Source organism: Streptomyces sp. NPDC043176, assembly GCF_056436715.1.
The window spans coordinates 226,039-251,508 of the sequence record NZ_JBWKCA010000010.1 but is presented as its reverse complement, the minus strand read 5'-3'; the positions used below and the strand labels follow the sequence as shown (position 1 = coordinate 251,508).

General features: G+C 69.5%; 7 protein-coding genes and 1 pseudogene. 5 read left to right on the top strand and 3 right to left on the bottom strand.

Annotation, left to right across the window (positions count from 1 at the left end; all coding sequences use genetic code 11):
• The first annotated feature begins 11 nt into the window (after positions 1-11).
• Positions 12-1,253: a DUF6545 domain-containing protein gene (locus AC067A_RS19105; protein WP_479243632.1), complete on the top strand. Its 1,242-nt coding sequence runs from the start codon at positions 12-14 to the stop codon at positions 1,251-1,253.
• 56 nt (positions 1,254-1,309) lie between these two features.
• On the opposite strand, the gene AC067A_RS19100 is transcribed toward AC067A_RS19105, so the two are convergent.
• Positions 1,310-5,728 carry a ricin-type beta-trefoil lectin domain protein gene (locus tag AC067A_RS19100; RefSeq protein ID WP_479243631.1) on the bottom strand — a complete coding sequence of 1,473 codons (4,419 nt, stop codon included), beginning with the start codon at positions 5,726-5,728 and terminating at the stop codon, positions 1,310-1,312.
• A 366-nt stretch (positions 5,729-6,094) separates the two neighbouring features.
• Between AC067A_RS19100 and AC067A_RS19095 the strand changes: the two genes are divergently transcribed.
• From AC067A_RS19095 to AC067A_RS19080, 4 genes and pseudogenes are all read left to right on the top strand, one after another.
• Positions 6,095-13,117 carry a ricin-type beta-trefoil lectin domain protein gene (locus AC067A_RS19095; RefSeq protein ID WP_479243630.1) on the top strand — a complete coding sequence of 2,341 codons (7,023 nt, stop codon included), beginning with the start codon at positions 6,095-6,097 and terminating at the stop codon, positions 13,115-13,117.
• A gap of 1,088 nt (positions 13,118-14,205) precedes the next feature.
• Positions 14,206-22,836 carry a golvesin C-terminal-like domain-containing protein gene (locus AC067A_RS19090; protein ID WP_479243629.1) on the top strand — a complete coding sequence of 2,877 codons (8,631 nt, stop codon included), beginning with the start codon at positions 14,206-14,208 and terminating at the stop codon, positions 22,834-22,836.
• A 13-nt stretch (positions 22,837-22,849) separates the two neighbouring features.
• Complete coding sequence (locus AC067A_RS19085) at positions 22,850-23,371, top strand: SMI1/KNR4 family protein (RefSeq protein WP_479243628.1); 522 nt, start codon at positions 22,850-22,852, stop codon at positions 23,369-23,371.
• Between the two features lie 112 nt (positions 23,372-23,483).
• Positions 23,484-23,690, top strand: a pseudogene (locus AC067A_RS19080) (hypothetical protein); the annotation flags it as partial.
• Here the strand turns inward: AC067A_RS19080 and AC067A_RS19075 are convergent.
• A complete protein-coding gene (locus AC067A_RS19075) occupies positions 23,590-24,246 on the bottom strand; it encodes a response regulator (protein WP_479243627.1) in 657 nt (218 codons plus the stop codon). The pseudogene AC067A_RS19080 and the gene AC067A_RS19075 sit on opposite strands and share 101 nt — an antisense overlap.
• Positions 24,243-25,382, bottom strand: coding sequence for a sensor histidine kinase (locus AC067A_RS19070; RefSeq protein WP_479243626.1), 1,140 nt, complete (start codon positions 25,380-25,382; stop codon positions 24,243-24,245). Before AC067A_RS19070 ends, AC067A_RS19075 begins: the two co-directional genes overlap by 4 nt.
• Positions 25,383-25,470 lie beyond the last annotated feature (88 nt).

Below are 25,470 nucleotides of genomic sequence, written 5' to 3'. Positions count from 1 at the left end.
GGTGAGAAGGCGTGAATCTCTACATCCCGGCCGCCGCGCTCGGGGTCGTGCTGGTCGTCAAGCTTCCCTCGTTGGTGAGGCGTCGGCACAGCCCCGTGGTCCGCAGCGTCAACGCCGTGATCTTCCTGCAGGCCTCGGCGTTCTTCTTCTCCGCGCCCCCGACCATCAGGGTCGTCAACAGGACGACCGGCGTCAGCAATTTCTCGGCGCTGCTGGTCTACTGCGTCCTCTCCGCCTACGCGTGCGCCTGCCGGGTCCTCATGGAGAACTGGCGCGGGGACGTGGAGGTCCTTCCCCGCACCCGTCGCCGGGTCAGACGGTGGATCTGGGGGCACGCTGTCGTGGCCCTGCTGCTCATCGGCTGTTTCCTGTGGGGAGAGGCGCCGGTCGAACGGCAGCGTGACTTCGAGACGTACTACGCCTGTACCCCCTTCATCCGCGAGATGGTGTTGCTCTGTCTGTTCGCCGTCACCGCGGCTGCCGCCGCGGCGGCAGCCGCGTGCTTGAGGTGGGCGCGCGACATCCGCAGCGAGTTCCCCGAGCGGAGGACACCGGCCGGCGGCCTGCTGCGCACCGGGCTCACCGTCCTGGCCGTCGGCTTCCTGGCCAACGTGACCTACGGTGCGGCCAAGCTGGCCTCGGTCGTGGCCGCCTGGAGCGGCCGGGACTGGGAACCGCTCAACCAGGCGGCCGTGTCCTTGGCAGGCCTGGGCACCCTGCTCGTCGCCGCCGGTTTCCTCATTCCCATCGTCGGGTCCTGGCTCACCGCACGGGTCCTCGAGCCGCTGCGGACGCTACGCGCCCTGGGTCCCCTGCGGCGGACGATGTGCGGCGTCGGCGGTCCGCAGGGCCGGATGCGGCTCCCCACTCCCTGGAGTGCCGGCCCCGGCCGGCGCCTCACGGACCGGATGACCGATATCCACGACCGGATGCTGGAACTCGGGGCGTACTGCTCGGACGAGGTGCGTGGGCGCGCCTACGCCGAGGCCCGCCGGGGCGGCCGGACGGAGGCCGAGAGCGTCGCCGTCGGTCTGGCCGCCATGTTCACAGCCGCGGCGGACGCCCGTGGCCGCGGCATGCCCGCGGACAAGGAGCAGGGCGTGCCGGCGGTTCGGGCGCTGCGTACGGCGGAGGGCGAGTACCCGGATCTCCTGGTCGGCCTTTCCCGGGCTCTCGGCTCGCTCCCCGGCGACGGGAGAGGCGGCACCACCGCGTCGATCGGTGGTGCCGCCTTGTCCCCCTGCGACGGCTGACGTCCGGTCGCGCCGGTGTCCGCCGGGGCGGATCGGTGGATCGGGTGGGGCGGGTGTTACGGAGCGACCGGCAGATCCGGGGTCTGGAGCGTCGGGATGCTCCAGCGCTGGGCCGGAGTGCCGTTGCAGCCCCAGATGGCCAGCTTCGTACCCCAGTCCCGCCTTGCCTGCGGCAGGTCAAGGCAGTTGTTCGACTGTGGGTTGTAGATGCTGCCGTCGGCGCGAGGCAGCCACTGCTGGCCGCCCTCGCCCAGGCACTGCCAGAAGACCAGGTCGGTGCCCTCTGCGGTCTGGTTGCCCCGGACCGCGACGCACTGGCCCTTCTGGGTCAGGGTGCCGTTGGCGTTGACGCTGAACTTCTGCGGGTCGGAGCCGTTGCAGTCCCACAGCTGCGGCTGGTTGCCGTTGCCGTTGGCGCCTTGCGGCGTGTCCATGCAGAAGTCGGGCGACGCGGCGTACCGGATCGGCAGGTCCGTGGTGGTGGCCGGCGGTACGTAGTTCTGGAAGACCGACAATCCCGCGATGGAGCCGTTGAGGTAGTTGCTGGGCTTGCTGACGTACTTGTACCGGCCCAGGACCAGGGCGCCGCTGGGTGCGGGGCTGGTGCTCGCCCGGTGGTGTCCGCTGGAGGCCAGCGTCCCGTTCACGTACAGAGTCATGGCGCCGGAGGCGGCGTCGTAGGTGGCCGTCAGGTGGGTCCAGACGCCCTGCTTGAAGGCGTTGGCCGGGGTGACGACGGCGTTGTAGTCGTACGGCCAGCCGTCGTCGTCGCCGTGCGCGATGGCAAAGCGCCAGTGGCCGGAGTCGGCCCACAGCTTGAACGCGCTGGCGTGTGCGCCGTCCTGGCTGACGATCATTCCGTCGGCTGCGTTCATCTTCACCCAGGTGGAGACGGTGAAGGACTGCCGGGTGTCGATGGCCTTGGCGGGGCCGGTGACGACCGACTTCGCCGCAGGGTCGAAGACCGCGACCTGACGGGCGCGGCCGTCGACCGTCTCCGTGGCGTAGGTGACCGCGGTGGCGGTGGCGTCGTTGGAGACGCCGCTGCCGTTCTTGGCCGGAACAGCCTTCGTGTCACCTTCGAGGCGCCACTGGACGGTCGGGGCCTGGGCGTCGCCGCGGACGTGGTGGCCGCCGAAGCCGTTGACCGCGCCGCCGGCGGCGGTGCCGGCCCAGGCCTGCAGGACGCCGTCGGTACCGACCGCCCAGAAGTCCGGGATGTCGTCGCCGGTCACATCGCCCTCGGAACCCACGCGCGGGTAGTCCGCGCCCTTGATCCCGTATCCGATGCGGGTGGCGGGCTGCGCCGCGACACCGGTGACCACGACGTAGCCGTCGACCGCGCGGGCGCCGGTGGTCAGCTTGTACTGGAAGATGTCCCCGTTGGTGCGGTTGCGCACCCACAGTGCCGGGGCGGTGTCCGTCGTGGCACCGATGTTCAGTGCGTTGCCGGGGACCATGAGGTCCTTGTCGTCCCACGTGCCGCTCGCGTCGACCAGGGCCGGCGCGGCGAGGGTCTGGTTGGACTTGACCGGGTAGAACCACAGGTTGCCGGACTCCACGGACAGCAGTCCGGTGGCGTCGGTGACCTTGCGGCTGGGCGTCCGCGTGGTGCGGGCCGGGCCGGTCGGGGTGATCTGGCTGGAGTACGCCCAGGTCGCCTCGTTTCGGTAGCCGGTGCAGGAGGTGGCGTGGGTGGTGGAGCACTCCGGCTTCGCGACCGCGGTCTTCGTGCCGAGCGTGAAACGGCCCGGGGCGGAGAGGGTGTTGTCGTAGGCGAAGAGCTGCGCTCCGCCCAGCGCCCCGGGGGTGGCCGGCTCCTGGTGCGCGAACAGGTCGTCCACGTTGCGGCCGGGGTCGAGCGAGCCGCGGTGAACCGTGCGGTAGTCCTTCCACGTCCGGCCGGAGGCCACCTCGGGGGCCTGGAGCGCGGTGGCCGCGGTTCCGCTGGGGATCATGCTGCGACTGGTGCCGTCGGTGGCACGGCCGTGCGTGACGAGGTTGCCCGCGGTGTCGGGCAGCAGGATGTCGGAGCGGGCGTCGCCGGTGGTGTCGCCGAAGGCGACCGCACCGTCCTTCCACGGCACGTAGAAGGCGTACGACCGGGTCTGGGAGGCGTTGCCGGCCTCGTCCAGGACCCGCGCGTAGACGATGTTGGTTCCCCACTGGGTGGGCTTGATGCCGAGGGAGGTCACGCCGAGCGGGCTGCCGCCGCTCGCGCACTGCCGCTGCGCGCCGACCAGCTGCGGGTCGAAGCCCCACTCGATACAGGCCAGTCCGGAGCTGCGCAGGCCCGCACCCGGGCTCGGGTCGGACGCGACGACGGGCAGGGAGCCCGTGTCGCCGAGGCGAAGGCCGGTGATCTGGCCGTTGCCGGCCGGCGGGTACTGGGTGGCCGGGTCGGTGAACGCGCCGAACTCCAGGACCGGCGGGGTCAGGTCGACCGCGAAGTGGCAGGAGGTGGTGGCGGGACCGCGCAGCAGGCCGTCGTCGCCCTGGACCGCCCAGCCGTAGTTGTGACCGTCCTTCAGGACGTCGAGCGGGGTGGCATACGTGGCGTCGGTGCCGGTGCCGACGAAGCCGGACCAGCCGGTGTTGACCGCCGCGCCGGTGTCGTGGTCCCACACGCCGACGAATTCGGTGAGCTGGCCCTGGTTGGGGCTGCTGACCTTCGAGGCGATCGTGACCGTGGGGGTGGTGATCCAGCCGAACTGGCCGGCGGGGATGTCGCCACAGGCCTGGGTGTCGCCCGCGACCACACGGCGCGGGGCGGGAACCGTGCGCTGGTTCTCCGGGACGCGCGGCGGGAAGTCGTACTCGGCGCTGAGCACCGCGGTGTAGGCGAACCGCTTGAAGGCGATCTTGTCGCCGGTGCCTTCCTGGCCGGTCAGGGCGAAGGCGAGCGGGGTGCCGGTGTCGCGGATGCCGTCACGCATGGCGTTGGTGACGTTGAAGTCCACGGGGATGTTGCCGTAGCAGTCGCCGCTGTTGCCGTTGCCGCCGAGGGACTGGTTCTGGATCCACTCGCGGATCTGGTGGTTGCTCCACTTGACCGACGAGCCGAACGCGCCCGCGCGGTACAGGTGCACCGGGTACGTGTTCGTGCACGACCAGTCCGCGGAGAGGTACTGCTCCAGGCGGAGGTTGGCGTAGTTGATGGTGGCGCCCGCGTAGCCGTTGAGGTCGAACTCGTACAGCGCGCGCTCGATGCCCTTGCTGGTCTCCCAGCCCTGGTAGCCCACTCCCGGGCGGTCCCGGTCACTGGATCCCGTACGGTCGAAGTTGCCGGCGTCGTACGCCTGCTGGACCCACGCGTGGTGCTGCTTGCCCCGGCTGTCCACCGACCACGAGGGGTCGACGTAGATCGGGTACTTGGTGTCGGCGCCGTCGAGCAGTTCGGCACTGGGGGCCAGGGCTATCTCGCCCGTGGCCCTCTTCGCCGAGCCGGTCTCCTTCGCGCCGGTCGTCTGAGCTCCGGTCTCCTTCGCGCCGGTCACCTTCGCGCGGGTCACCGGGATCCGGGCCACGGAAGCACCGGCTCCGGGTCCGTCTGCGCTGCTGAGCGCCGCCCCCGACCCGGTGGAGCTCACCGCGTCCCGGGCGTCGAGGTCGGCGTAACGCGAGCCGCGCGCACCGGGCTCGCGCGCCTCGCCGGCCGACCACATCAGGGGGGCCGGGGCACGGAAGACCGTCTCCTGCCCGGCGGCGGCGGTCAGGCTGCCGTCCTTGCCCTCGGTCAGCGTCAGGCCGTCGGTGACGGTGGGGAACACCAGGTCGCGCACGGCCGGGTCGGCCGCCGCCGCGGGCGAGTGCAGCACGACCACGGTGGTGTAGCCGCCGTACTTGGTGGCACTCACCTGGAGGTCGGTGTCGGGGGCCACGTTCTCGAACAGCGCGTCGTTGCCGCGCAGTACGGGCTTGGGAAGCGCGCCCGCGAACGGCGAGGAGACCGAGAGCCTCTTGCCGTCCTCGGTCGTCATCGTCGCCAGCGGACCCGTGCCGCCGCCCGAGATGACCAGGCTCGAACTCGACGCCTTCGGCGCCACGGTGCCGTCCGTGCGGACGACCAGCGTGTCGTCCAGCGCCAGCCAGCGGCCCTTGGCGCCCTTGGTGCGCTGCGGCAGCAGGTGGCTCTCGGAGCGCAGTTTGCCCTTCGGGGTGGCGACCGTGGTCGCGTACTCCGTCGTCAGCTCCGGAACCGGCACGTCCTTGCCGGTCTTCGCCGCCAGCTCCCACGCCCGCTCAACCGCGGTGCGCGCGAGCATTCCTGACGGCGCCACAGGCCGGGTGGCGGCGCCGGACGCGCTGGGCGTACCGGGCGCCGCCGAGGCTCCCGGCGTGGCCGGAGCGTCGAGCGGAGGCGTCGGCGCGGCTGCCGCGACGTACGGCGCCGCCAGCAGCAGGACGGTCGAGACCCCCACCGCCAGACCGGCGGACACCGGCTTGCGCAAGCCGGATCTTGGTGCGTTGGACATGCGAATGCCCACTCCCCCTAGAACGTGTCGAGTCCCTGACCAGACAGGCAGGGCCCGGGCACTGTGACAGGCGGGCACACAGCTGATCAACAGCCGGAGGAGTCAATTCCGCCTCTTCTGCGTGAGGTCGTGCCCAATTGGCCTCAGGGTGACCCTTCCCACGCATCCATAAACGATCGTTGATAGTGACGCAACGATCATTTACTGCTAGCTTCCCCCGTTCAGACCGCCAGTTGAATGGATTCGAGGCTTCCACTTGCCTCTCTCCGGCTCCGACCGGCCCCACTTCAGACCCATGTGACCAAGGTCCCGGCCCGCACGGCCGGGAGCCTCGGTTCTCTGCTGACCACAGACGAAGGAATCCTCATGTCAGTTCATGGCGTGCGCCGAAGAACGCGCACGTTCCGCACGCGGGTGGCCGGTCCGGTCGTCCTCGCCCTCGCGGCCTCGCTCCTCGGCACCCCGGTGGCGCAGGCGGGGCAGGCGGGGCAGGCCCAGGCCGAGGCGGACTTCTCGAAGGTGTGGACGCCGCCGCACCGGCCACTGCCCGGCACCACATCGGTCAAGGCCACCGCCGCCCGCAAGACCGCGGCGATCAAGCCCCGTTACCCGGTGCCCGCGCGTTCCACGGCGCTGTCCAGGACACCGTTCTCCACCCCGGTCAGCGGCAGCGCCGACCTGACGGGCGCATCCGGCACAGCTCCGGTCCGGGCCGGACGCCTGCCGGTGTGGGTCTCCCCGAAGGACACCGGGGCCACGCCGAGCCTGAGCGGCAAGGTCACGGTGGTCCGCAAGGACGACCGCTCCGCGCGCGGCGTCGGGGTCAACGGCGCCCTGTTCAGCCTCGCCGCCCAGACGTCCGGCGCCACCCGCACCGCCTCCCGCGTCAGGGTCGGCCTGGACCTCGCCGAGCTGCAGGCCGTCACCGGGGGCGAGTTCGCCTCCCGCGGCCGCTTGGTGACGCTGCCCGGATGCGCGCTGACGACGCCGAACGTGCCGTCCTGCCAGGTGCGTACGCCGCTCACCACGCGCTACGACAAGGCGACGAAGCGGCTGATCGCCGACGTGGCACTGCCGACGGCCGCGGCCGCCGCTCCCGCCCCGGCGACGGCGGAGACGAGCAGCAGGCTGATCGCGGCCCCCGCCGCCCCGATGCTGCTGGCCGCGGAGACCGACTCCTCGGGCCCCGGCGGCACGTACGAGGCCACCGCGCTCGACTCCTCGCAGAGCTGGGCCTCGGGCGGCAGTTCGGGTGCGCTGACATACAACCAGCCCATCCAGGTTCCTCCGGCCCTCGGCGGCACCGCCCCCGAGGTCGGGCTGAGCTACGACTCCTCCTCGGTGGACGGCAAGACCTCCGTCACGAACGCCCAGGCCTCCTGGATCGGGGACGGTTGGGACTTCAACCCCGGCTACATCGAACGCGTCTATAAGCCCTGCGACAAGGCGGGCATCCCGGACTCGGGCGACGCCTGCTGGGCCGGGTTCAACGCCTCCCTGTCGCTGGGCTCCCACTCGGGCGCCCTCGTGCGTGACGACAAGGCGGGTTCGGCGACGGCCACCACCGACGCCGCCACCGGCGTGTGGCGCCTGAAGAACGACGACGGCACGAAGATCGAGTTCGGCTCCGGTGCCGCCAACGGCGTCCGGGACGGCTCGTACGCGAAGGTCACCGACGCCTCGGGCACCACGTACTACTTCGGTGTCAACCACCTGCCCGGCGGCGACAAGACCGACCCGGCCACCAACTCCGTCTCCTCCGTACCGGTGTACACGCCCAAGAGCGGCCAGCCGTGCTACGACAGCGCCAAGGGCGTCGGCTCCTGGTGTCAGATGTGGCAGCGCCTCTCGCTCGACTACGTCGTCGACGCCCATGGGAACCTCACCACTTACTCGTGGGCCCCGGAGAGCAACTGGTACAAGCGCGGCGCCGGCCAGAACAGCGGCAACGGCACGATGACCCAGTACACCCGGGCCACCACCCTCGCGAGCATCGGCTACGGACAGAAGCTCTCCGAGCAGCTCGCGGCCAAGGGCGCGCTGCAGCCCGCCGCCAAGGTCAACTTCACCGTCGCCGAGCGCTGCGTCGCGGCCGGAACGGCGTGCGAGCCCGCGAACCGGACCGTCGCCAACAAGGCCAACTGGCCCGACGTACCGGTGGACAACGAGTGCAAGAGCACCGGCACCTGCGTCTACTACTCCGCCACGTACTTCACCACCAAGCGCTTGACCGGCATCACCACCCAGGTCCGCGTCGGCAACGTCTGGCAGGACGTGGACTCCTACGCGCTGGTCCACTCCTTCCCCGACCCGAAGGACGCGGGCAGCCAGCGTGCCCTGTGGCTGGACTCCGTCCGGCGCACCGGCAGGACCGCGACGCCGCACGCCGACCTTCCGGCCGTGTCGTTCACGCCCGTCATGCTCCCCAACCGGGTGGACGGGACGAACCTCGTACCGGCACCGCCGATCATGAACCGGCCGCGGATCCAGCAGATCCGCAACGAGACCGGCGGCGTTCTGAACGTCGACTACAACCTCCCCGACTGTTCCCGGATCAACAACGTGATGCCGGCGGCCGAGGACGACAACAACAGGGCCTGCTATCCAGTGCGTTGGTCCCCGCCCGGTTCGGTCGCCGACTCCGATCCGGTGCTGGACTGGTTCCACCACTACACAGTCAAGTCCCTGACCGAGAACGACATCGCCACCGACACTCCGCAGAAGATCACCGACTACGCCTACGACTCCGCCGCCTGGCACCGTGACGACAGCGAACTGACCGAGGCCAAGGCCCGTACCTGGGGCGACTTCCGCGGCTTCGCCAAGGTGACGACCACCGTGGGATCGGGCACCGACGGGCCCAAGTCGCAGACCGTCACCACCTACCGCCAGGGCATGGACGGTGACGTCCGCAAGAACAGCACCGCCCGCTCCGTGCACCTGACGGACGCCCTGGGCCGCGATGTCGCGGACGTGGAGTGGCTCGCCGGCCAGGTCCTGCAGACCCTGGCCCACGACCAGGCGGGCGGCTCCGTCGTCACCCAGACCGTGCACGCCTCCGACGACCCGGTCACCACCGCCACCCATACCCGCACGGGCCTGCCCTCCCTCGTCGCGCGCTACACCGGCACCAGGAACACCACCACGACCCGGGTGAAGCTGGCGGACGGCACCTGGCGTACAGGCACCAGCACTCAGGTCACCGACCCCGCGCGGAACAACCGGACGGTCACCTCGCTGGAGCAGGCGGACGGGGTCCCGGACGAGTGCACGCGCACCCGTTACGCGAGCGGACCGGACGCCCAGCGCACCGGCCTGGTGTCCGAGGTCCTGAAGGTCTCGGGCCCCGACGCCTGCACAGCGGACGCCATCGCCACGAACACGGTCTCCCGTGCCCGCACCTTCTACGACGGCCTCGCCCACGAGCAGGCGGGTGCCACCGGCGACGCGACCAAGAGCGAGATCCTGGACCGGTACGCCACCGACGGCAGCCCGGTCTTCGTCACCGCCTCCACCACCGCGTACGACGGTTACGGCCGGGTCACCTCGCTGACCGACCCCAACAGCAAGGACGCGCAGCACCCGAACGGCACCACCACCGGTTCGGTGTACACCCCGGCCGCCGTCGGCGAGCTGCCCGTCACCGTGACGGCCTCCGCGCCGGTTCCCGGACAGGCCACGGGCACCTGGGACACCGTCACCACCTTCGACCCCCGCCGCGGGCTGACCCTGAAGGCGACCGACGTCAACCAGAAGACGACGACCAGCACCTACGACGCGCTGGGCCGGCTGACCGCGGTGTGGCAGCCGGGGCGTACCCCCGAGTCCCACCCCCACGCCGACGTGGTGTTCGGCTACCGCGTCTCCAACGAGACGGGCGTCCCCTCCACGGTCACCACCGGGAAGCTGACCGTGGACGGCACGACCCCGGTGCGCACCACGTCCATCCAGCTGTTGGACGGCTTCGGCCGCCCCCGCCAGACGCAGTCCACCCCGGCGAACCCGGCCTACACCGGCCGCCTGGTGGCGGACATCCGGCTGGACTCGCACGGCCGGGAGAAGACGTCCAACGCGGCCTGGTACAACGACGCTTCGGGTCCCAAGGGCGTCCTCGTCGCCGCCGCCGACAGCACCGTCCCGTCGCAGAAGCGGACCAGCTACGACGGTCTCGACCGGCCGACGGTCAGTTCGACGTGGTCGCTGGGCGCCGAGCAGCACCGCACGACGACGAGCTACCCGGGCGCCGACCGCACCGATGTCCTGCCGCCGAAGGGCAACGCGCCGACCTCGGTGGTCACGAACGCCCTGGGTCACACCACCGAGCTGTGGCAGTACTCCACTCCCACTCCCACCGGCCGGCCCTCGGACGCGGCCGTCACCCGCTTCACCTCGACTCTCGACGGCGAACCCCTGACCCGCAAGGACGCGGCCGGCAACGTCTGGTCGTACACCTACGACCTGCGGGGCCGCCAGACCGGCGCGAGCGACCCGGACACGGGCACGACCACGCGGACGTACGACTCCGCCTCGCGGCTGTCCACCATCACCAACGCCAAGAACAAGACGCTGGTGTACACCTACGACCTGCTGGGGCGGAAGACCGGCCTGTACGACGGCACCGCGACCGCCGCCAAGCAGCTGGCCGGCTGGACCTTCGACACGGTCCCCGGCGGCAAGGGCAAGCCCGCCACCTCCACGCGCTACGTCGGCGGCTCCGCCGGCAAGGCGTACACCAGCGCCGTGACCGGTTATGACGACGGCGCCCGGATCACCGGTACGACGATCACCCTGCCCGGCACCGATGCGGGGCTGGCCTCCGGCACGTTCACGTACAGCGTCACCACCACATACGACCGGCTCACCGGCAACCCGAAGGGCACGGTCCTGCCGGCGCTCGCCGGACTGCCCCTGGACGACATCGCGTACTCGTACAACGACTACGGCCAGCTGTACAAGTACGCCGGCGCCACCACCTACGACACGCAGACCGAGTACGACGCCCACGGGCGTGTGATCCGCTCCACCGTCAACCCGTGGGCCTCCCAGGTCGTCACCACCTCGGTCTACGACCAGGCCACCGGGCGGCTGAGCGACCAGTACGTCGACAAGCAGACCTCGGTCACCGGCGCGGTCCAGCAGACCGGCTACACGTACGACCAGGCCGGCCGGATCACCTCACTCACCAGCATCGCGGACAGCACGCCCGCGCAGACAGACCGCCAGTGCTTCACATACGACCACCTCGGCCGGCTCACGACGGCGTGGTCCGACACGGGCGGCATCAGCCGACCCGACCCCCTCACCCACCAGACGGCCGACCAGGGCGCGTGCGCGAACACCACGCCGACCGCCGGTGCCGTGACCCCCGCGAAGACCACCGTCGGCGGACCGTCCCCCTACTGGCATGAGTACGCCTACGACCTGACGGGCAACCGCACCAAGGCGGTCCGCCACGACCCGGCCGGCGACACCACCAAGGACGCCACGACCACCCAGACCTTCGGCGCTCCCGGACAGCAGAACGCGCCGACCTCCGCTCCCGCCACGGGCGGCGGCACGGGTGGGGCGCACGCCCTGCTGCTCGCCACGACGAAGACGGGCACGACCACCAACAACGACGCGTTCCAGTACGACGAGAACGGCGCCACCACCTCCTACCGGGCGGGCAAGGCCGGTACGAGCAGCCTGACGTGGAACAGCGAGGGCAAGCTCGCCTCACTGATCACGGCCGCCCAGATCAAGGGCATCGGCGGCAAGTGCCTGGACGCGGAGGGCGGCTCGACCGGCGTCGGCAGCCCGCTGCAGATCTACACGTGCAACACCGGCGCGGGACAGAAGTACTCCACCGCGAACAACACACTCTCCAGTGGCAACCGCTGCGTCCAGGCCATGGGTACCGCGGCCGGAACGCCGATCACCTTCCAGGACTGCGACGGCGGCGCCGACCAGACCTGGACCGCGCGCGCCGACGGCACGCTCCACAACCCCGTCTCCGACCGCTGCCTCGCGGTCCCCGGCGACGTCGCCACCGACAGCCTGAACCTGGTGCTGGGCGACTGCGCCACCATCGTGCCCCCCGGGCAGAAGTGGACCGTTCCGAACACCACCACGACGTACCTCTACGACGCCGACGGCAAGCTGCTGATCCGCCGCAACCCCGGAACGGCCACGCTCACACTCGGTAACGACGAGCTGACGGTCAACACGGCCACCCAGGCCCGCACCGGCATCCGCTACTACCCGATCCCCGGCGGCATGACCATCGTGCGCACCGGCGCGGGCACCGCGGCCGGTGCGTTCGTCGCCCAGATCGCCGACCACCAGGGCACGAACAACCTCACCGTCGACCTGTCGACGCTGACGGCCACCCGCAGCCGTACCGACGCCTTCGGCAACATCCGGGGCACCGCGCCCACGGCCTGGGCCGGAAACAAGGGGTTCGTCGGCGGCCAGGAGGACGACACCACCGGGCTCACCAGCCTCGGCGTCCGCATGTACCAGCCGGCCACGGGCCGCTTCATCAGCCCCGACCCGCTGCTGTCGCCGATGGACCCGCAGCAGTGGAACGGCTACGCGTACGCCGACAACGACCCGGTGAACAACACCGACCCGGACGGCCGCATGTGCCTGCACGGCTCGCCGGGCGGCGGCCGCGACGGCATCTGCGCCGGTGTCGAGGGAGACACCGACGGCGTGGTCGGCGACTACTCCGACAACTGCTCCAACGACTCCTGCCGCGCGGCGGCGGACGCGATGACGCAGCAGGCGCGGAAGAAGGGCACGTACAACCGGACGCCGAAGGGCCGTGTGAGCAATCCCAAGCCGGTCGACAACTACCGCTACTCGTACACCTACTCGTACAAGAACTACCTGGGACCCGTGACGACGATGGGAACGCCGGAGTCCGTCATGGCAGCGTTCAAGGCGAACCCCGGGGAGGTCTTCCCGTTCCCGATCAGCGGCTGCGACGAATTCCAGGGCGGGGACGTCTGCACGCTGCATCCCGAGCCCCTCCCCGGCTTCAGCCCGACCCTCATGGGAGGACCCGGTGTGGTGCTGGTGACGACCGCGGACACCAGCTTCACCTTCGAGGTGATCGAGGAGGGGTACTTCGACGACCGGGGCTCCACCATCACGTTCTCGATCGAGCAGAAGGGCCAGGACCTGTACCTCAGGCAGGACGCCATGACGACCGGATCCAAGGCCATTCCCACCTTTGGGGTGCTGGCCGGGTTCGCCGAGATGACATGGGAGGACCAGACGTTCAACCTGCAGAGGCTGATCGTGGGCAAGGACCTCTTCTCCCCGATGGACCCGAGGGTCCTCCCGCAGAACCCGGTCATGGATCTCAAGAACCCCTACAACACCAAGGTCGTGAAGACGCTCTGAGCCGAACCGAAGCCCTTCGGAACTGAACAGGGGGAAGCCCCCGACCGCGTCCGCGGTCGGGGGCTTCCCCCTGCCGGCTGCCGCCGTCCGTGGAAGGGTGCCGGACGCGCGGAGCGCCGATCATGGGAAGGGGCGCCCTTCGCGCCGTCGGGCGCCCGTTCCGCCCGGGAGGCAGGAGGGACAGGAATGGCTGAGGGGTGACCACGCCGGGCTGAGCGGTGATCACGGCGGGCGGGCCTCCGGGCGGCTGTCGGGGTGGGACCTACGCGGCCGGAGCGCGGGCTGGGAAAGCAGGCGCCACATCATCCGGACGTCGCTGCGCAGCTGACCGGCCGCCCGGCGGCAAGCACTCCTGGCGGGCTTCGGCGATTCCTCGTGGCCGCGGCCGATGAAGTTCCACCACAACCCGCGCGGGGCGGGCTGCCCGCACCGGAGCTCCGGGCGTACCCGCATGCGCCGATCCAGGTTTGCCACAGGCGGTCCTCGGCCGGTCACCGACGAGCAGGTGGCCACACCAGTCACCAGGACCCCGGGGTCCGCCCCGAAGAACGCGACCCACTGGTCGACACGGTCGATGACGTCGTCGGCCACTGTCCGGACCCGCCCGAGCGGGCCTTGGTCCTCTGCGTGGACGAGAAGTCCCGGATCCAGGCGCCGGACCGCTCTCAGCGATCCCGGAAGCCGTGCCTGTCACGCTCCCGAAGCACCACCGAGCCGGCAGTTCACCACGGACCGGGCGTCACGCGACTACGCCGAAGCCCTGCTGCCGGTTCTTCCGTCGTGGACATGGCCGCACCTTCGGTCGACGTGAATTCGGCCCGGGTTATACACCATGGAAATCCATGAATGCCAGGCGGCCGACAAGTGCGGCAACATGCGTTCAATCTTCGCAGCTCGACCCCTGAAATGCCCTAATTGCGTGAGCGCTTGACGGAGTACCAGCTCTGTGATGAAGAATCCCTCCGCCGTGACCTGATCATGTCTGGCGAGGTCGCTTCCCATGTGCGGGAGGTGGCTTGCTTCGGCATGCCTGGAGGCATGCGGGCCGAGGTCAGGTCCACCACGTCAAGGTAGGGATTTGCGTGAAAATGAAATACGGGCGGGCGACAGCCTGCCTCGTGGTTTCGGCGATAGCCGGGACCATGCTGCCACAAGTCGCTTATGCGGCACCGGTTTCGAGAGAAGACGACGAGGGTATCTTCGACGTTTTCTCGGGCTGGTTCTCCGACGACGACAAGGCTGAGCCGGCGAAGCCGGACGAGCCGTCGACCGGCGGGACTCCGGTGCTGCCGAGTCGGGAGAAGCTGCCGCAGGGCAAGGCGGCGCCGAAGGCGAAGCGGGTCGCGGAGCTGACCGGGAGGCGGACGGCGAACGCGCGGTACTGGCAGCTGTCCGACGGTCGCGTGCAGGCCGAGGTGTCGGCCGTCCCGACCGGGTATCGGGCAGGCAGGTCGTGGAAGGACATCGACCCGACGGTCGTCCCGTCGAATGCCGAGGGCTTCGCCTTCGCCAACACGACGAACGCGGCGGACAGTTGGTTCGGTGCGGACGCCGGCCGGCTGCTGCGGTTCCGGGCCGAAGGCCACACGGTGACCCTCGGTCTGAAGGGTGCGGGGAAGCTCGCGCCGGTGGCCAAGGGCGACACGGTCACGTACCAGGACGCGGTGTCCGGTGCGGATCTGTCGTACCAGGTCGGTCCGGGCCAGGTGAAGGAGAACATCGTCCTGGACGCGAAGCCGTCCGCTCCGGTCTCCTTCACCTTCACCCTGGACGCGGGCGGGCTGAGGCCGGAACAGAACAAGGACGGCTCGGTCTCCTTCTACGGTGAGGGCGCGGACCCGGTCCTCGTCATCCCCGCGGCGTTCATGACGGACGCGAGGAAGGACGCGAAGGCGCCGTACGGTTCCGCCTACAGCTCGGCCGTGACCCAGAAGCTCACCCGGGCCGGCAAGGGCTGGGAGCTGACGGTCGCGCCGGACGCGAAGTGGCTGGCCGCCCCCGAGCGGCAGTACCCGGTCACCATCGACCCGACGATCTCGATCGCGCCGACGCCGACCACGGCGCAGGACGTGATGATCTCCTCGGACGGTCCGGCGACGAACTACGACGACAACTGGCGCCTGTCCGTCGGCAACACCTCCACCGGCGCCTCGCGTGCCCTGATCCGCTTCCCGGTCGGCAGCATCCCGGCCGGGACCAAGCTCGATTCCGCCGATCTGAAGCTGTACTTCGACCAGACCCACACCACCGGGGACACCGAGGTCCGGCTGGAGGCGCACCGCGCCACCCAGGCCTGGACCGAGTCCACCGCCACCTGGGACAACGCCAACGCGCTCACCGGTGAGCTGTCCGGCACGGCGGTCGTCGTCGACGACGGCGACACCGGCCGGACCGCCGCTGTCGGCGCCTGGCCCGCCTCCGGGAACACGGCGTACACCCAGTACGCGGTCGACCAGGACTACCTGTACAACAAGGACACGGTCGCCGGCGACACCTACACCTGGCAGCCCAGCCTTCCCGAGGACGGCACCTACCAGGTCGAGACGCACTACGTACCCGCCTCCGACCGTGCCACCAGCGCCCCGTACACCGTCACCTACGACGGCGGGACGAAGGCCTACACCGTCAACCAGCAGGCCGGCACCACCGGCGTGTGGAAGACCCTCGGATCCCACCCGTTCAAGGCCGGAACCCTCGGCAAGATCGTCCTCGGTGACGGACCCGCCTCCACGACCACGTCCGTGATCGCGGATGCGGTGCGGTTCACCAAGGGCGGTGTGGTCACCAAGCAGCCCGGCGAGCTGAACACCTGGCACTCCTTCCCCGTCACCAGGACCGTGCAGTCCTGGATCGACGGCACGAACACCAACAACGGCTTCGTGATCAAGGCCGGTGACGAGTCCGCGAACGGCCCCAAGGGCGGTCCGCGCTACGAGGGCTCCGAGTTCGGGTACGGCGGCGAGGCCGCCAACTACCCGCGCCTCGTCCTGACCTTCGGCCGTCAGGGCGTCGACCTTTCCGCCCCGACCACCATCCACGACACCGGCGCCGAGCTGAACTGGTCCGCCTACCAGGACAAGGACCCGATCAACACCGGTGACGACCTGGTCGAGTACCAGGTCCACCGCTCCGTCACCCAGGCCTTCACCCCGTCCGCCGCCACCCTGGTGGCGCCGGTCGCGCCCGGCACGACGTCGTTCACCGACACCTCGGCGACGCCGACGAAGGCCGACGACCCCGACCCGTACGGCCGGGCGTACTACTACATGGTCGCGGTCAAGACGAAGGACGGGCAGGTCGTCGCCGCGCCCACCCAGCTGGTCCGGCTGCCGAAGGCCGGCCGTACGACGAAGGTGTTCGCCGCTTCGCAGGACACCACCCTGTCCTCGACGCGCACGACGCTCACGCACGACACCATCGACGACTCCGGTCCGAAGAACTGGCTGTCGGTCGGCAACAACTCCGCCACCTACGGCGACACCCGCGCCCTGCTGAAGTTCCCGGCCCTCGGCATCCCCGCCACGGCCCGGGTCCTCGACGCCAACGTGCGCCTGTGGTCCACGCAGACCGCCCAGGACACCGCCGGCGCCGTCTACGAGCTGCGGCCGCTGACCCGTGACTTCGACGAGGCCACCGCCACCTGGGTCAAGTCCGACGCGAGCACGAACTGGACGACGGCGGGCGCCGACTTCGGCGCCGTGACGGCCGACACCGGGGCGATGACGAACGACCCGGCGCGCCACGACTGGAACGTCACCTCGCTGGCGCAGTCCTGGGTGACCACCCCGGCCTCCCAGAAGGGCGTGGCCATCAAGACGGCCGACGAGGCCGCCGCGCAGGAGCGCACCCTGTTCCTGTCGTCCGAGGGCACCGAGCCCAGGCTCGCGCCCAGGATCGTGGTCACGTACGTCGACTCCACCACCGAGTCGACGTACTACGCGCCGCAGACCCCCGCGCGCATGACCCCGAACAGCGACTACACGGTCGACTTCACCCTCACCAACACCACCGCCTCCGCCTGGAACACGGCCGACCACGTCCTGACCTACAGGTGGGCCCTGCCCGACGGCACGGACGTCACCACCGGCGGCAACCGGGTCCAGACGGCCCTGCCCTCGAACGTCGCCCCCGGTGGATCGGTCAGCCTGCAGGCGCAGGTGAAGACGCCGATCAACTCGGACAACGGCAACAAGCGCACCGACTACGTCCTGACCTGGGACGTCTACAACAAGACGACCGGCACGTGGGTCTCCGGCACCGCCGGCATCCCCGGTCTGAGCCAGAACGTGGCGGTGGAGGACCCGACCTCCAACCAGCTCGGCATGGAGAAGTTCTACGTCTACACCGGCAAGAACACCGGCGCCGGCTCGACCCTCATGAACAACCTGGCGTCCGGCAACACCGTCTGGCAGTACAACGCGTTCACCAACCCCGGCCGTGGTGTCACCACCTTCGCCCGGTTCGCGTACAACAGCCTGGACACCTCCGACACGGTCTCCGGTGCCGGCTGGTCCTTCCAGGCCTCGGGCCCGATCCGGCTCGGCGCGCCGCTGGAGTTCCACCCCAAGCCGCACCCGACCGAGATCCGCCTCCCGGACGGCGACGGCACCACCCACGTCTTCCGTGAACAGCCGGACGGCTCCTGGAAGGCCCCGGCGGGCGTCCACTACAAGCTGGCCGCCAAGCCCGGTCTGGACTGCACCCCGCTGAAGGACCCGGTTCCGGACGCCTGGACGATGACCCGGCCCGACGGGACCCGGTTCGTGTTCGGCTGCGACGGCTACCTGACGTCGATGGTCGAGAAGAACGGCAACACCCAGACCTACACCTATGAGGAACGCAAGTCGAACAACAAGCCGACCAAGTTCCTCAAGTACGTCACCGACCCCGCCGGCAGGCAGTCGCTGACGGTCGAGTACCACTCCAAGGCAGACAGCAACAACCCGAAGATCATCGACCACATCAAGTCGATGACCGACATCTCGGGCCGCAAGCTCACCTTCGAGTACTCCGACAAGGGCCTGCTCACCAAGATCACCGACGGCGCCGGTTCCACCCAGCCGAAGGTCTTCGGCTTCGAGTACGACGCCACCCAGGGCAACAAGAACGTCAAGCTCGTCAAGGCCACCGACCCGCGCGGCAACGCCACGGCGTTGGCGTACAACTTCCCGCAGACCGGTGACGACCCGAAGTACCACTGGTGGACCAAGACGTTCACCGACCGTCTCCAGGGCGCCACGGGCTTCACGTACGCGGCGGACACGGGCAATCCCAAGTTCACGGCCACCAGGGTCACCGACGCCGAGAACCGCGCCTCCGACTACGTGACCGACGACTTCGGCCGCGCCGTCCAGTCGACGAACGCCAAGTCGCAGTCGATGAAGCTGTCGTGGGACGCGGACAACAACGTCACGTACACGGAGGAGAGCAACGGCGCCAAGACCGCGTACTGCTACGACCAGAGGACGGGCTACCCGCTCTGGAAGCGCGACGCGGAGAACAACAAGGCGGGCGTGCCGGCCCAGAGCGAGTGCGCCCCGGGCACCTACCCGGCGAACTCCACTCGGTACGCGTACCAGACCCGTGCCGACGGCTACTCGGCCGACATCTTCACCAAGACGTCCCCGGAGGGCCGGAAGTGGCAGTTCGGCTACGACACCTTCGGCAACCTGAAGACGGTCACCGACCCGAAGGGCGTCGCCACCGCGACGGCGGGTGACTACACCACGTCGTACGAGTACGACTCCTACGGCCAGCTGATCAGGGCGGTCGACGCCAACGGCAACGCGGACACGAACAGCGGCTTCGGGCCCACGGGCTTCCCGGCGACGATGACGGACGCGCTGAACAAGTCGTCGACGTTCGTCTACGACGAGCGCGGTCAGGTCACCGAGGTCACCGACGCGCTGGGCAAGAAGACCACGCAGACGTACGACGTCTACGGCCGTCCGCTGGTCAAGACCGAGCCCAAGAACCAGGCCACTGGTGACCTGATCACCGCTCCGGCACCCGTGTACGACGCCAACGACAACGTCACCACGTCGACGGCGCCCAACGGCGCGGTGTCCACCGCGGTGTACGACGCGGCTGACCAGATCATCTCGGCGACCGAGCCGAAGTACACGCCGACGTCGGACGAGCGGAAGACGACGTACACCTACGACAAGGTCGGCAACCTCAGGACGACGACCGAGCCGAAGGGCACGCTGACCACCGCGGACGCGACGGACTTCGTCACGACCAACCACTACAACGAGATCTACCAGCTCACCTCCGTCGTCAACGCGCGCGGCGACAAGGTCAGCTACGAGTACGACAACGTCGGCAACACCACCAAGGTCGTCGACCCGAAGAAGAACAACACGGCCGACACGGCCGACTACACCACGCTGTCCGCCTACGACCTGAACCACCGGGTCATCTCGGTCACGGACGCCGCCGGCAAGACCACCAGGAAGGCCTACGACAAGGACAACCTGGTCGTCTCCTCGACGGACGCGGAGAACAACACCACGCTCGTCAGCTACGACGAGCGCGGCAAGCAGACCGAGGTCAAGGTCCCGCGCAGCGGCACCTCGCCGATCGTCCACCGCACGACCCGGTACGAGTACGACCAGGTCGGCAACACCACCAAGGTGATCACCCCGCGTGCCGTCGAGGCGGGCACGACCACGGCGTTCACCACCCGCACCGAGTACGACGCGCTGAACCGGCCGAAGCGCCAGTACCAGCCGTACGACCCGGCGGACGCCCTCCACAACGACCCCGACGTCTACACCGAGACCGAGTACGACGCCGTGGGCCGGGTCGCGAAGACCTCGATGCCGCCCTCGGAGGGGCAGACGGTCCGCAACGTCACGAAGCACGACTACTTCGACAACGGCTGGACTAAGAGCTCCACGGACCCGTGGGACATCGCCGTCACCTACGACTACAACGCCCTGGGCCAGCAGACGGCCAGGACGCTGACGTCGGCGGGCGGCTCGTCCAACCGCACGATGACGTGGTCGTTCTACCCCGACGGCAAGGTCAGGTCCCGCTCCGACGACGGTGTTCCGGTGGGCAAGTCGGTGGTCCTGGTGGACAACTCCGACACCCAGCACGTCTCCACCACGGGCACCTGGGCCACCGGGGACATCACGGGGCAGCAGGGCTACGACCACCGCACCCACGCGGCCGGCACGGGCACGGACGCCTTCACGTGGTCCCTCGACATCCCCAAGGACGGCACGTACACCGCGTACGTGAGGTACCCGAAGGTGACCGGGGCCGCCACGACCGCGAAGTACACGCTCACCCACGGCACGACCACCGAAGCGGCGGTCACCAAGGACCAGAACGCCGCCACCGGCACCTGGGTCGGCCTCGGCACCTACGCCCTCAGGCAGGGCGAGAACACCAAGCTGAGGCTGGACCAGAACAGCGGCGGCATCGTGGTCGCGGACGGGATCAAGCTGGTCCGCGACAACTCCGCGGAGACCGACGACGAGAAGCGGACCTTCACCTACTCCTACGACGTCAACGGCAACCTGACGTCGATCGGCGACACGTCACCCGGGACGAAGGTCGACGCCTACGCCATCACCTACACCGGCCTCAACCAGGTCCAGGAGGTGACGGAGTCCCTCTCCGGCGTGGAGAAGAAGGCGACGTCGTACACGTACGACGCCAACGGGCAGTCCGACACGGTCAGCCACCCGAGCCAGTTCTCCAAGTACACCTACGACCTCCGGGAGAAGGTCAAGTCGGTGTCCGTCGGCAAATCCGCGACGGACAGCGACCCCAAGGTCACCACGTACACGTACACGGACCGCGGCCAGAAGCTGAGGGAGACCAAGGACAACGGCAACACCGTCGACTACACCTACTACCTCGACGCCGCGCTGAAGTCGACGACGGAGAAGAAGGCTGACGGCACCACGCTCGTCGCCTCCCACACGTACGCCTACGACGCCAACGGCAACAAGTCGCAGGACGTCGCGAAGAAGATGAACGCCGACAACCGCGCGGCGTACCTCGACTCCACGACCGACCTCACCTACGACCCGGCCGACCGGCTCACCAAGTCGGTCAAGACGGGCAACGGCGCCGGCACGGAGACGTACCTCCACGACGACAACGCCAACGTCGTCAGCCAGACCGTCAAGGGCGTGACCACCACGTTCCGGTACGACCGGAACAGGCTGCTGACCGCGACGGCGTCGGGCGCCACCCCCGCCGACTACGCCTATGACCCCTTCGGCCGCCAGCAGTCGGTCAGCTCCGGCGGCAAGGTCGTCGAGCGGAGCGTGTACGACGGCTTCGACCACGTCGTGGAGTCCCAGAAGCTGGACGCCGGCGGCGCGATGAAGTCGACGACGTACACCTTCGACCCGCTGGACCGCACCGCCTCGAAGACGGCGGACGGCAAGACCACCGACTTCGAGTACCTCGGCCTGTCCGGCGAGGTCCTCGACGAGAAGGTCGCCGGCGCGCTGACCAAGTCGTTCCAGTACAGCCCGTGGGGCGAGCGGCTTTCGCAGACCAAGCACAACACCGACGGGACGACCGAGGACGGCTACTACGGCTACAACAGCCACACCGACGTCGAGACCCTGACCGACAAGAACGGCGACACCAAGGCCACCTACGGCTACACCGCCTACGGCAACAACGACGCCACCGAGTTCACCGGCATCGACAAGCCCGAGGCGGGTCAGCCGGACAAGGAGGAGTACAACCCCTACCGCTACAACGCCAAGCGCTGGGACGCCCAGTCCGGCACGTACGACATGGGCTTCCGCGACTACAGCCCGGGGCTCAACCGCTTCACCACCCGGGACATGTACAACGGCGCCCTCGCCGACATGAAGCTCGGCACGGATCCGTACACCAGCAACCGCTACGCCTTCGGCGGCGGCAACCCCACCAGCCTCGTCGAGCTCGACGGCCACTTCGTCTTCGCGATCCCGGCCATCTACTGGGCGGGGGCGGCACTCGTCACCGCCCTGTACGCGGCGACGCCGCAGGGTCAGCAGAACCTGGCGGACGCGGGGACGGCCCTGGGCAGCATGCTGATGCCGTCCGCGTCCGATACCGACTCCGGTGATTCGTCCGACGCCGAGCCCCGGCCGGGTCCCACCCCGCAGCCGTCGCCGGGCCCCCAGCCCAGGCCCGCGCCGCGGACCACGGACACCAACAATCCCACCTGCGACCCGATGCCTCTGATCGACGGCGGACGGGTCTACGGCGGCCTTGAGGAGTACACGGACCACCAGGGGAACAAGGGCTGCCGGGCGACCGGCGCCTGGGCGTTCCTGACCAAGGCCGACCGCAGGTCGCGCACCGGGGCGGGCGGTCTGCCCAAGTGCCCCGAATGCGAGCCTTCCGTCCAGCCGGACGGAATGGGCGAAATCGCGGCAGGCGGCGGGAATCCGCAGGCCGGCCACCTGATAGGTTACTGGGGCAAGGGCACCGGCCAGGACGTCCGGAACCTCGTCGCTCTGCACGGCAGGGCGAATGCGAGGATGGCCAGCAAGGTCGAATCCTTCGGCTGGAAGCACTTGACCGGTGACAACAAGCTGTTCATGTCGGTCGTGCCCGTCTACGGTGATCCGCATTCGGCCGTTCCCACGCTCGTCCAGGTGGGGATGACCGCGTACGGGCCCCAGGGGGACATCGTGGAGCAGTACTCGTGCACTGCGATCAACTCCAGTACCGGCATCGGCTCGAAGTGCTAGAAGGGGTCTAGAGGTGGCAACGCTTTCGGAGATACGGGCCCTTTTGGGCGAACCCCGGTTCAACTGGTCGGACCCGGCACCGTGGATCGAACTGGAGCGGGAACTCGGCGTCGAGTTCCCCGCGGACTTCCACGAGATCGTCGATGCCTACGGTTCGATCACGATCAACGGGCAGTTGTATCTGAAGCACCCCGCCAGTCATCTTCTGCACGATCTGGGAACGATGATCAGGCAGGACCTCGAGTTCTGGCGCGAGGAGGACATGGCCGAATTCCTGCCGCATCCGGCAGGGACGAACCCCGGTGAACTTCTGCCGGTGGCGACGGCCACGACGGGAGAGATGGTTTTCCTCCGCGTTCCCGACGCACCTTCGTCGCCCTGGCGCGTCCTGGTCCAGGAGATGGACAGTCCGTCGTGGACTCTCTACGAGATGACGTTCAGCGAATGGCTGCTGGCCTATCTCAAGGGGAGCGACGTGACGTTGTGCGCTCGCGACCGCGCGCCTGACGGACCGTCCTACGAGTTCCTTCCCTAGATTCCGGTGAGATCGACGGAGCCCCGCCATCCTGGCGGGGCTCCTGTCGTTCACGGGGTGCTACGCGCGATCGAGGGCCGGGGTGATCTCGGATCCGTACGCGCCGCCCTCCCGCGGCAGCGACGGCGGCCGGCCCACCGGCTTCGACAGCGAGATCTACAACCGCCGCAGCGAAGTCGAACGGACGATCAACCGGCTCAAGAACCACCGGACAGAACCTAATCGGCTCTCACGCGTCTGGTGTCGTGTGCCCACATCGCGATCTCGACGCGGTTGCGTGCGCCGAGCTTGGTCATCAACGATGCGACGTGGGTCTTGACCGTGCTCAGGCTGACGAAGAGCTCGGTGGCGATCTCGGCGTTGGTCCGGCCTCGTGCCACCAGCGCGAGCACCTGCTCCTCGCGCTCGGTGAGCGGGTTGCTCGGCTGGACCGGTACCACCGGCGCCTGGTCGGCGAAGGTCGCCAGCAGCCGGCGGGTGACGTTGGGGGCGATCAGCGCGTCCCCGTTGGCCGCCGCGTGGATGGCCTGCACGAGGAGCTCCGGCCCGGCGTTCTTGAGCAGGAAGCCACGGGCGCCGGCGCGTAGGGCGCCGAGGACGTACTCATCGAGGTCGAAGGTGGTGATCACGACGACCGCCATCGGGTCCGTCACGTCCGGCCCGGCCAGGCGCCGTGTCACCTCGACGCCGTCGAGCCCGGGCATCCGGATGTCGACGAGGAGGACATCGGGACGCAGCCGGGTCGCCAGGTCGAGCGCTGCGAGCCCGTCTGCCGCCTCCCCCACGACCTCGAGGTCGGGTTGCGCGCCGAGGATCATCACCAGCCCGGTCCGGACCAAGTCCTGGTCGTCGGCTACGACAACACGGATGCTCATGCCGACACCGCCATCGGCAGCACGGCCTCGACCACCCAGCCACCCTCGGGCCCCGGCCCCGCGGAGAGCGATCCGCCGAGGAGCTGGGCGCGTTCGGCCATGCCCAGCAGGCCGAACCCCGGCTCCGGGGCCGGCCCCGGCTGGGTCTGTCCATCGTCGCTGACACGCAGCCTGACGGCGTCGCCCTCCCGGCGTACGTCGATCGCGACGCGGGTCGCGCGCCGGGCGTGCCGTACGGCGTTGGTCAGCGACTCCTGCGCGAGCCGGTAGAGCGCGGCGTCAACGGGTCGTGCCAGCCGGGCAAACGAACCGTCCAGCGAGACCTCGACGGTAGGCGTCGTGTGGGCGCGCGCCAGAGCAGGCAGGTCCGCGACACCCGGCTGCGGTGAGTAGGCGACGGCTTCCTCCTCACGCAGCACCCGAACCATGGATCTCATCTCCTCCAGGGTTCGCGACGCTTCGGACTCGATCGCGGCCAGGACCTCGGCAGCCTTCTCGGGCTGGAGGCCGGCGACCACGCCACCGGCCTGCGCCTGCACCGCGATGGCCGAGACGTGATGGGCCACGGTGTCGTGCAGCTCTCGCGCCAGCGCCACCCGCTCCTGATTGCGGATCTCGCGCTGTTGGCGATGCCAGAGGTCCGCGCGGTAGCGGAACACCACCGCGAGGGCGACGAACAACAGCAAGAGGACGCTCCCGCCGAAAACGTCGGCCCAGCCCGCGGAGGTGGCGTACATCCCCAGCGCGACAACGACTGTCACGAACGCCGTCCCCAAGACGATCTCCCGTCCCGAGCCCCACCGCACCAGGGAGTAGAGCAGGATCAGGGCGGCCATCATGGAGTAGAGGCCGAGGTCCCCGGCGTGCACGGTCAGCTGGAGGACCGAGAGCAGCCCGGCGATCCCCCACCCGACCAGGACGGTCACGAGGGGGCGGCCCCGCCGCCAGAGCAGGGCAGGCGTCAGCGCCAGGGCGAGCACCGTCACGAGTGGTCGCCAGGCCAAGCCCGGCCGAACGATGCCCTCGACCAAGGCGGCGGCCGTGAACACGCCCACCAGCAGCCAGTCCAGACGACCGATGGGTGGGGCGTCAGCAGGCCGCGGCTCGTGCCAGACGGAGCGCCGGAAAGTGACCACGGCTCCAGCCTAGGCATCGTCGCGCCTTGGCGTATCCGCCGAAAGAACGAGAGAGAGACCATGCCATCGGCCAGGCGAACCGAGGCCT

Bases quoted from the DNA above. Each gene is read 5' to 3' on its own strand.
- AC067A_RS19100 (WP_479243631.1), bottom strand. From the start codon at position 5,728: ATGTCCAACGCACCAAGATCCGGCTTGCGCAAGCCGGTGTCCGCCGGT.
- AC067A_RS19095 (WP_479243630.1), top strand. From the start codon at position 6,095: ATGTCAGTTCATGGCGTGCGCCGAAGAACGCGCACGTTCCGCACGCGG.
- AC067A_RS19090 (WP_479243629.1), top strand. From the start codon at position 14,206: ATGAAATACGGGCGGGCGACAGCCTGCCTCGTGGTTTCGGCGATAGCC.
- AC067A_RS19075 (WP_479243627.1), bottom strand. From the start codon at position 24,246: ATGAGCATCCGTGTTGTCGTAGCCGACGACCAGGACTTGGTCCGGACC.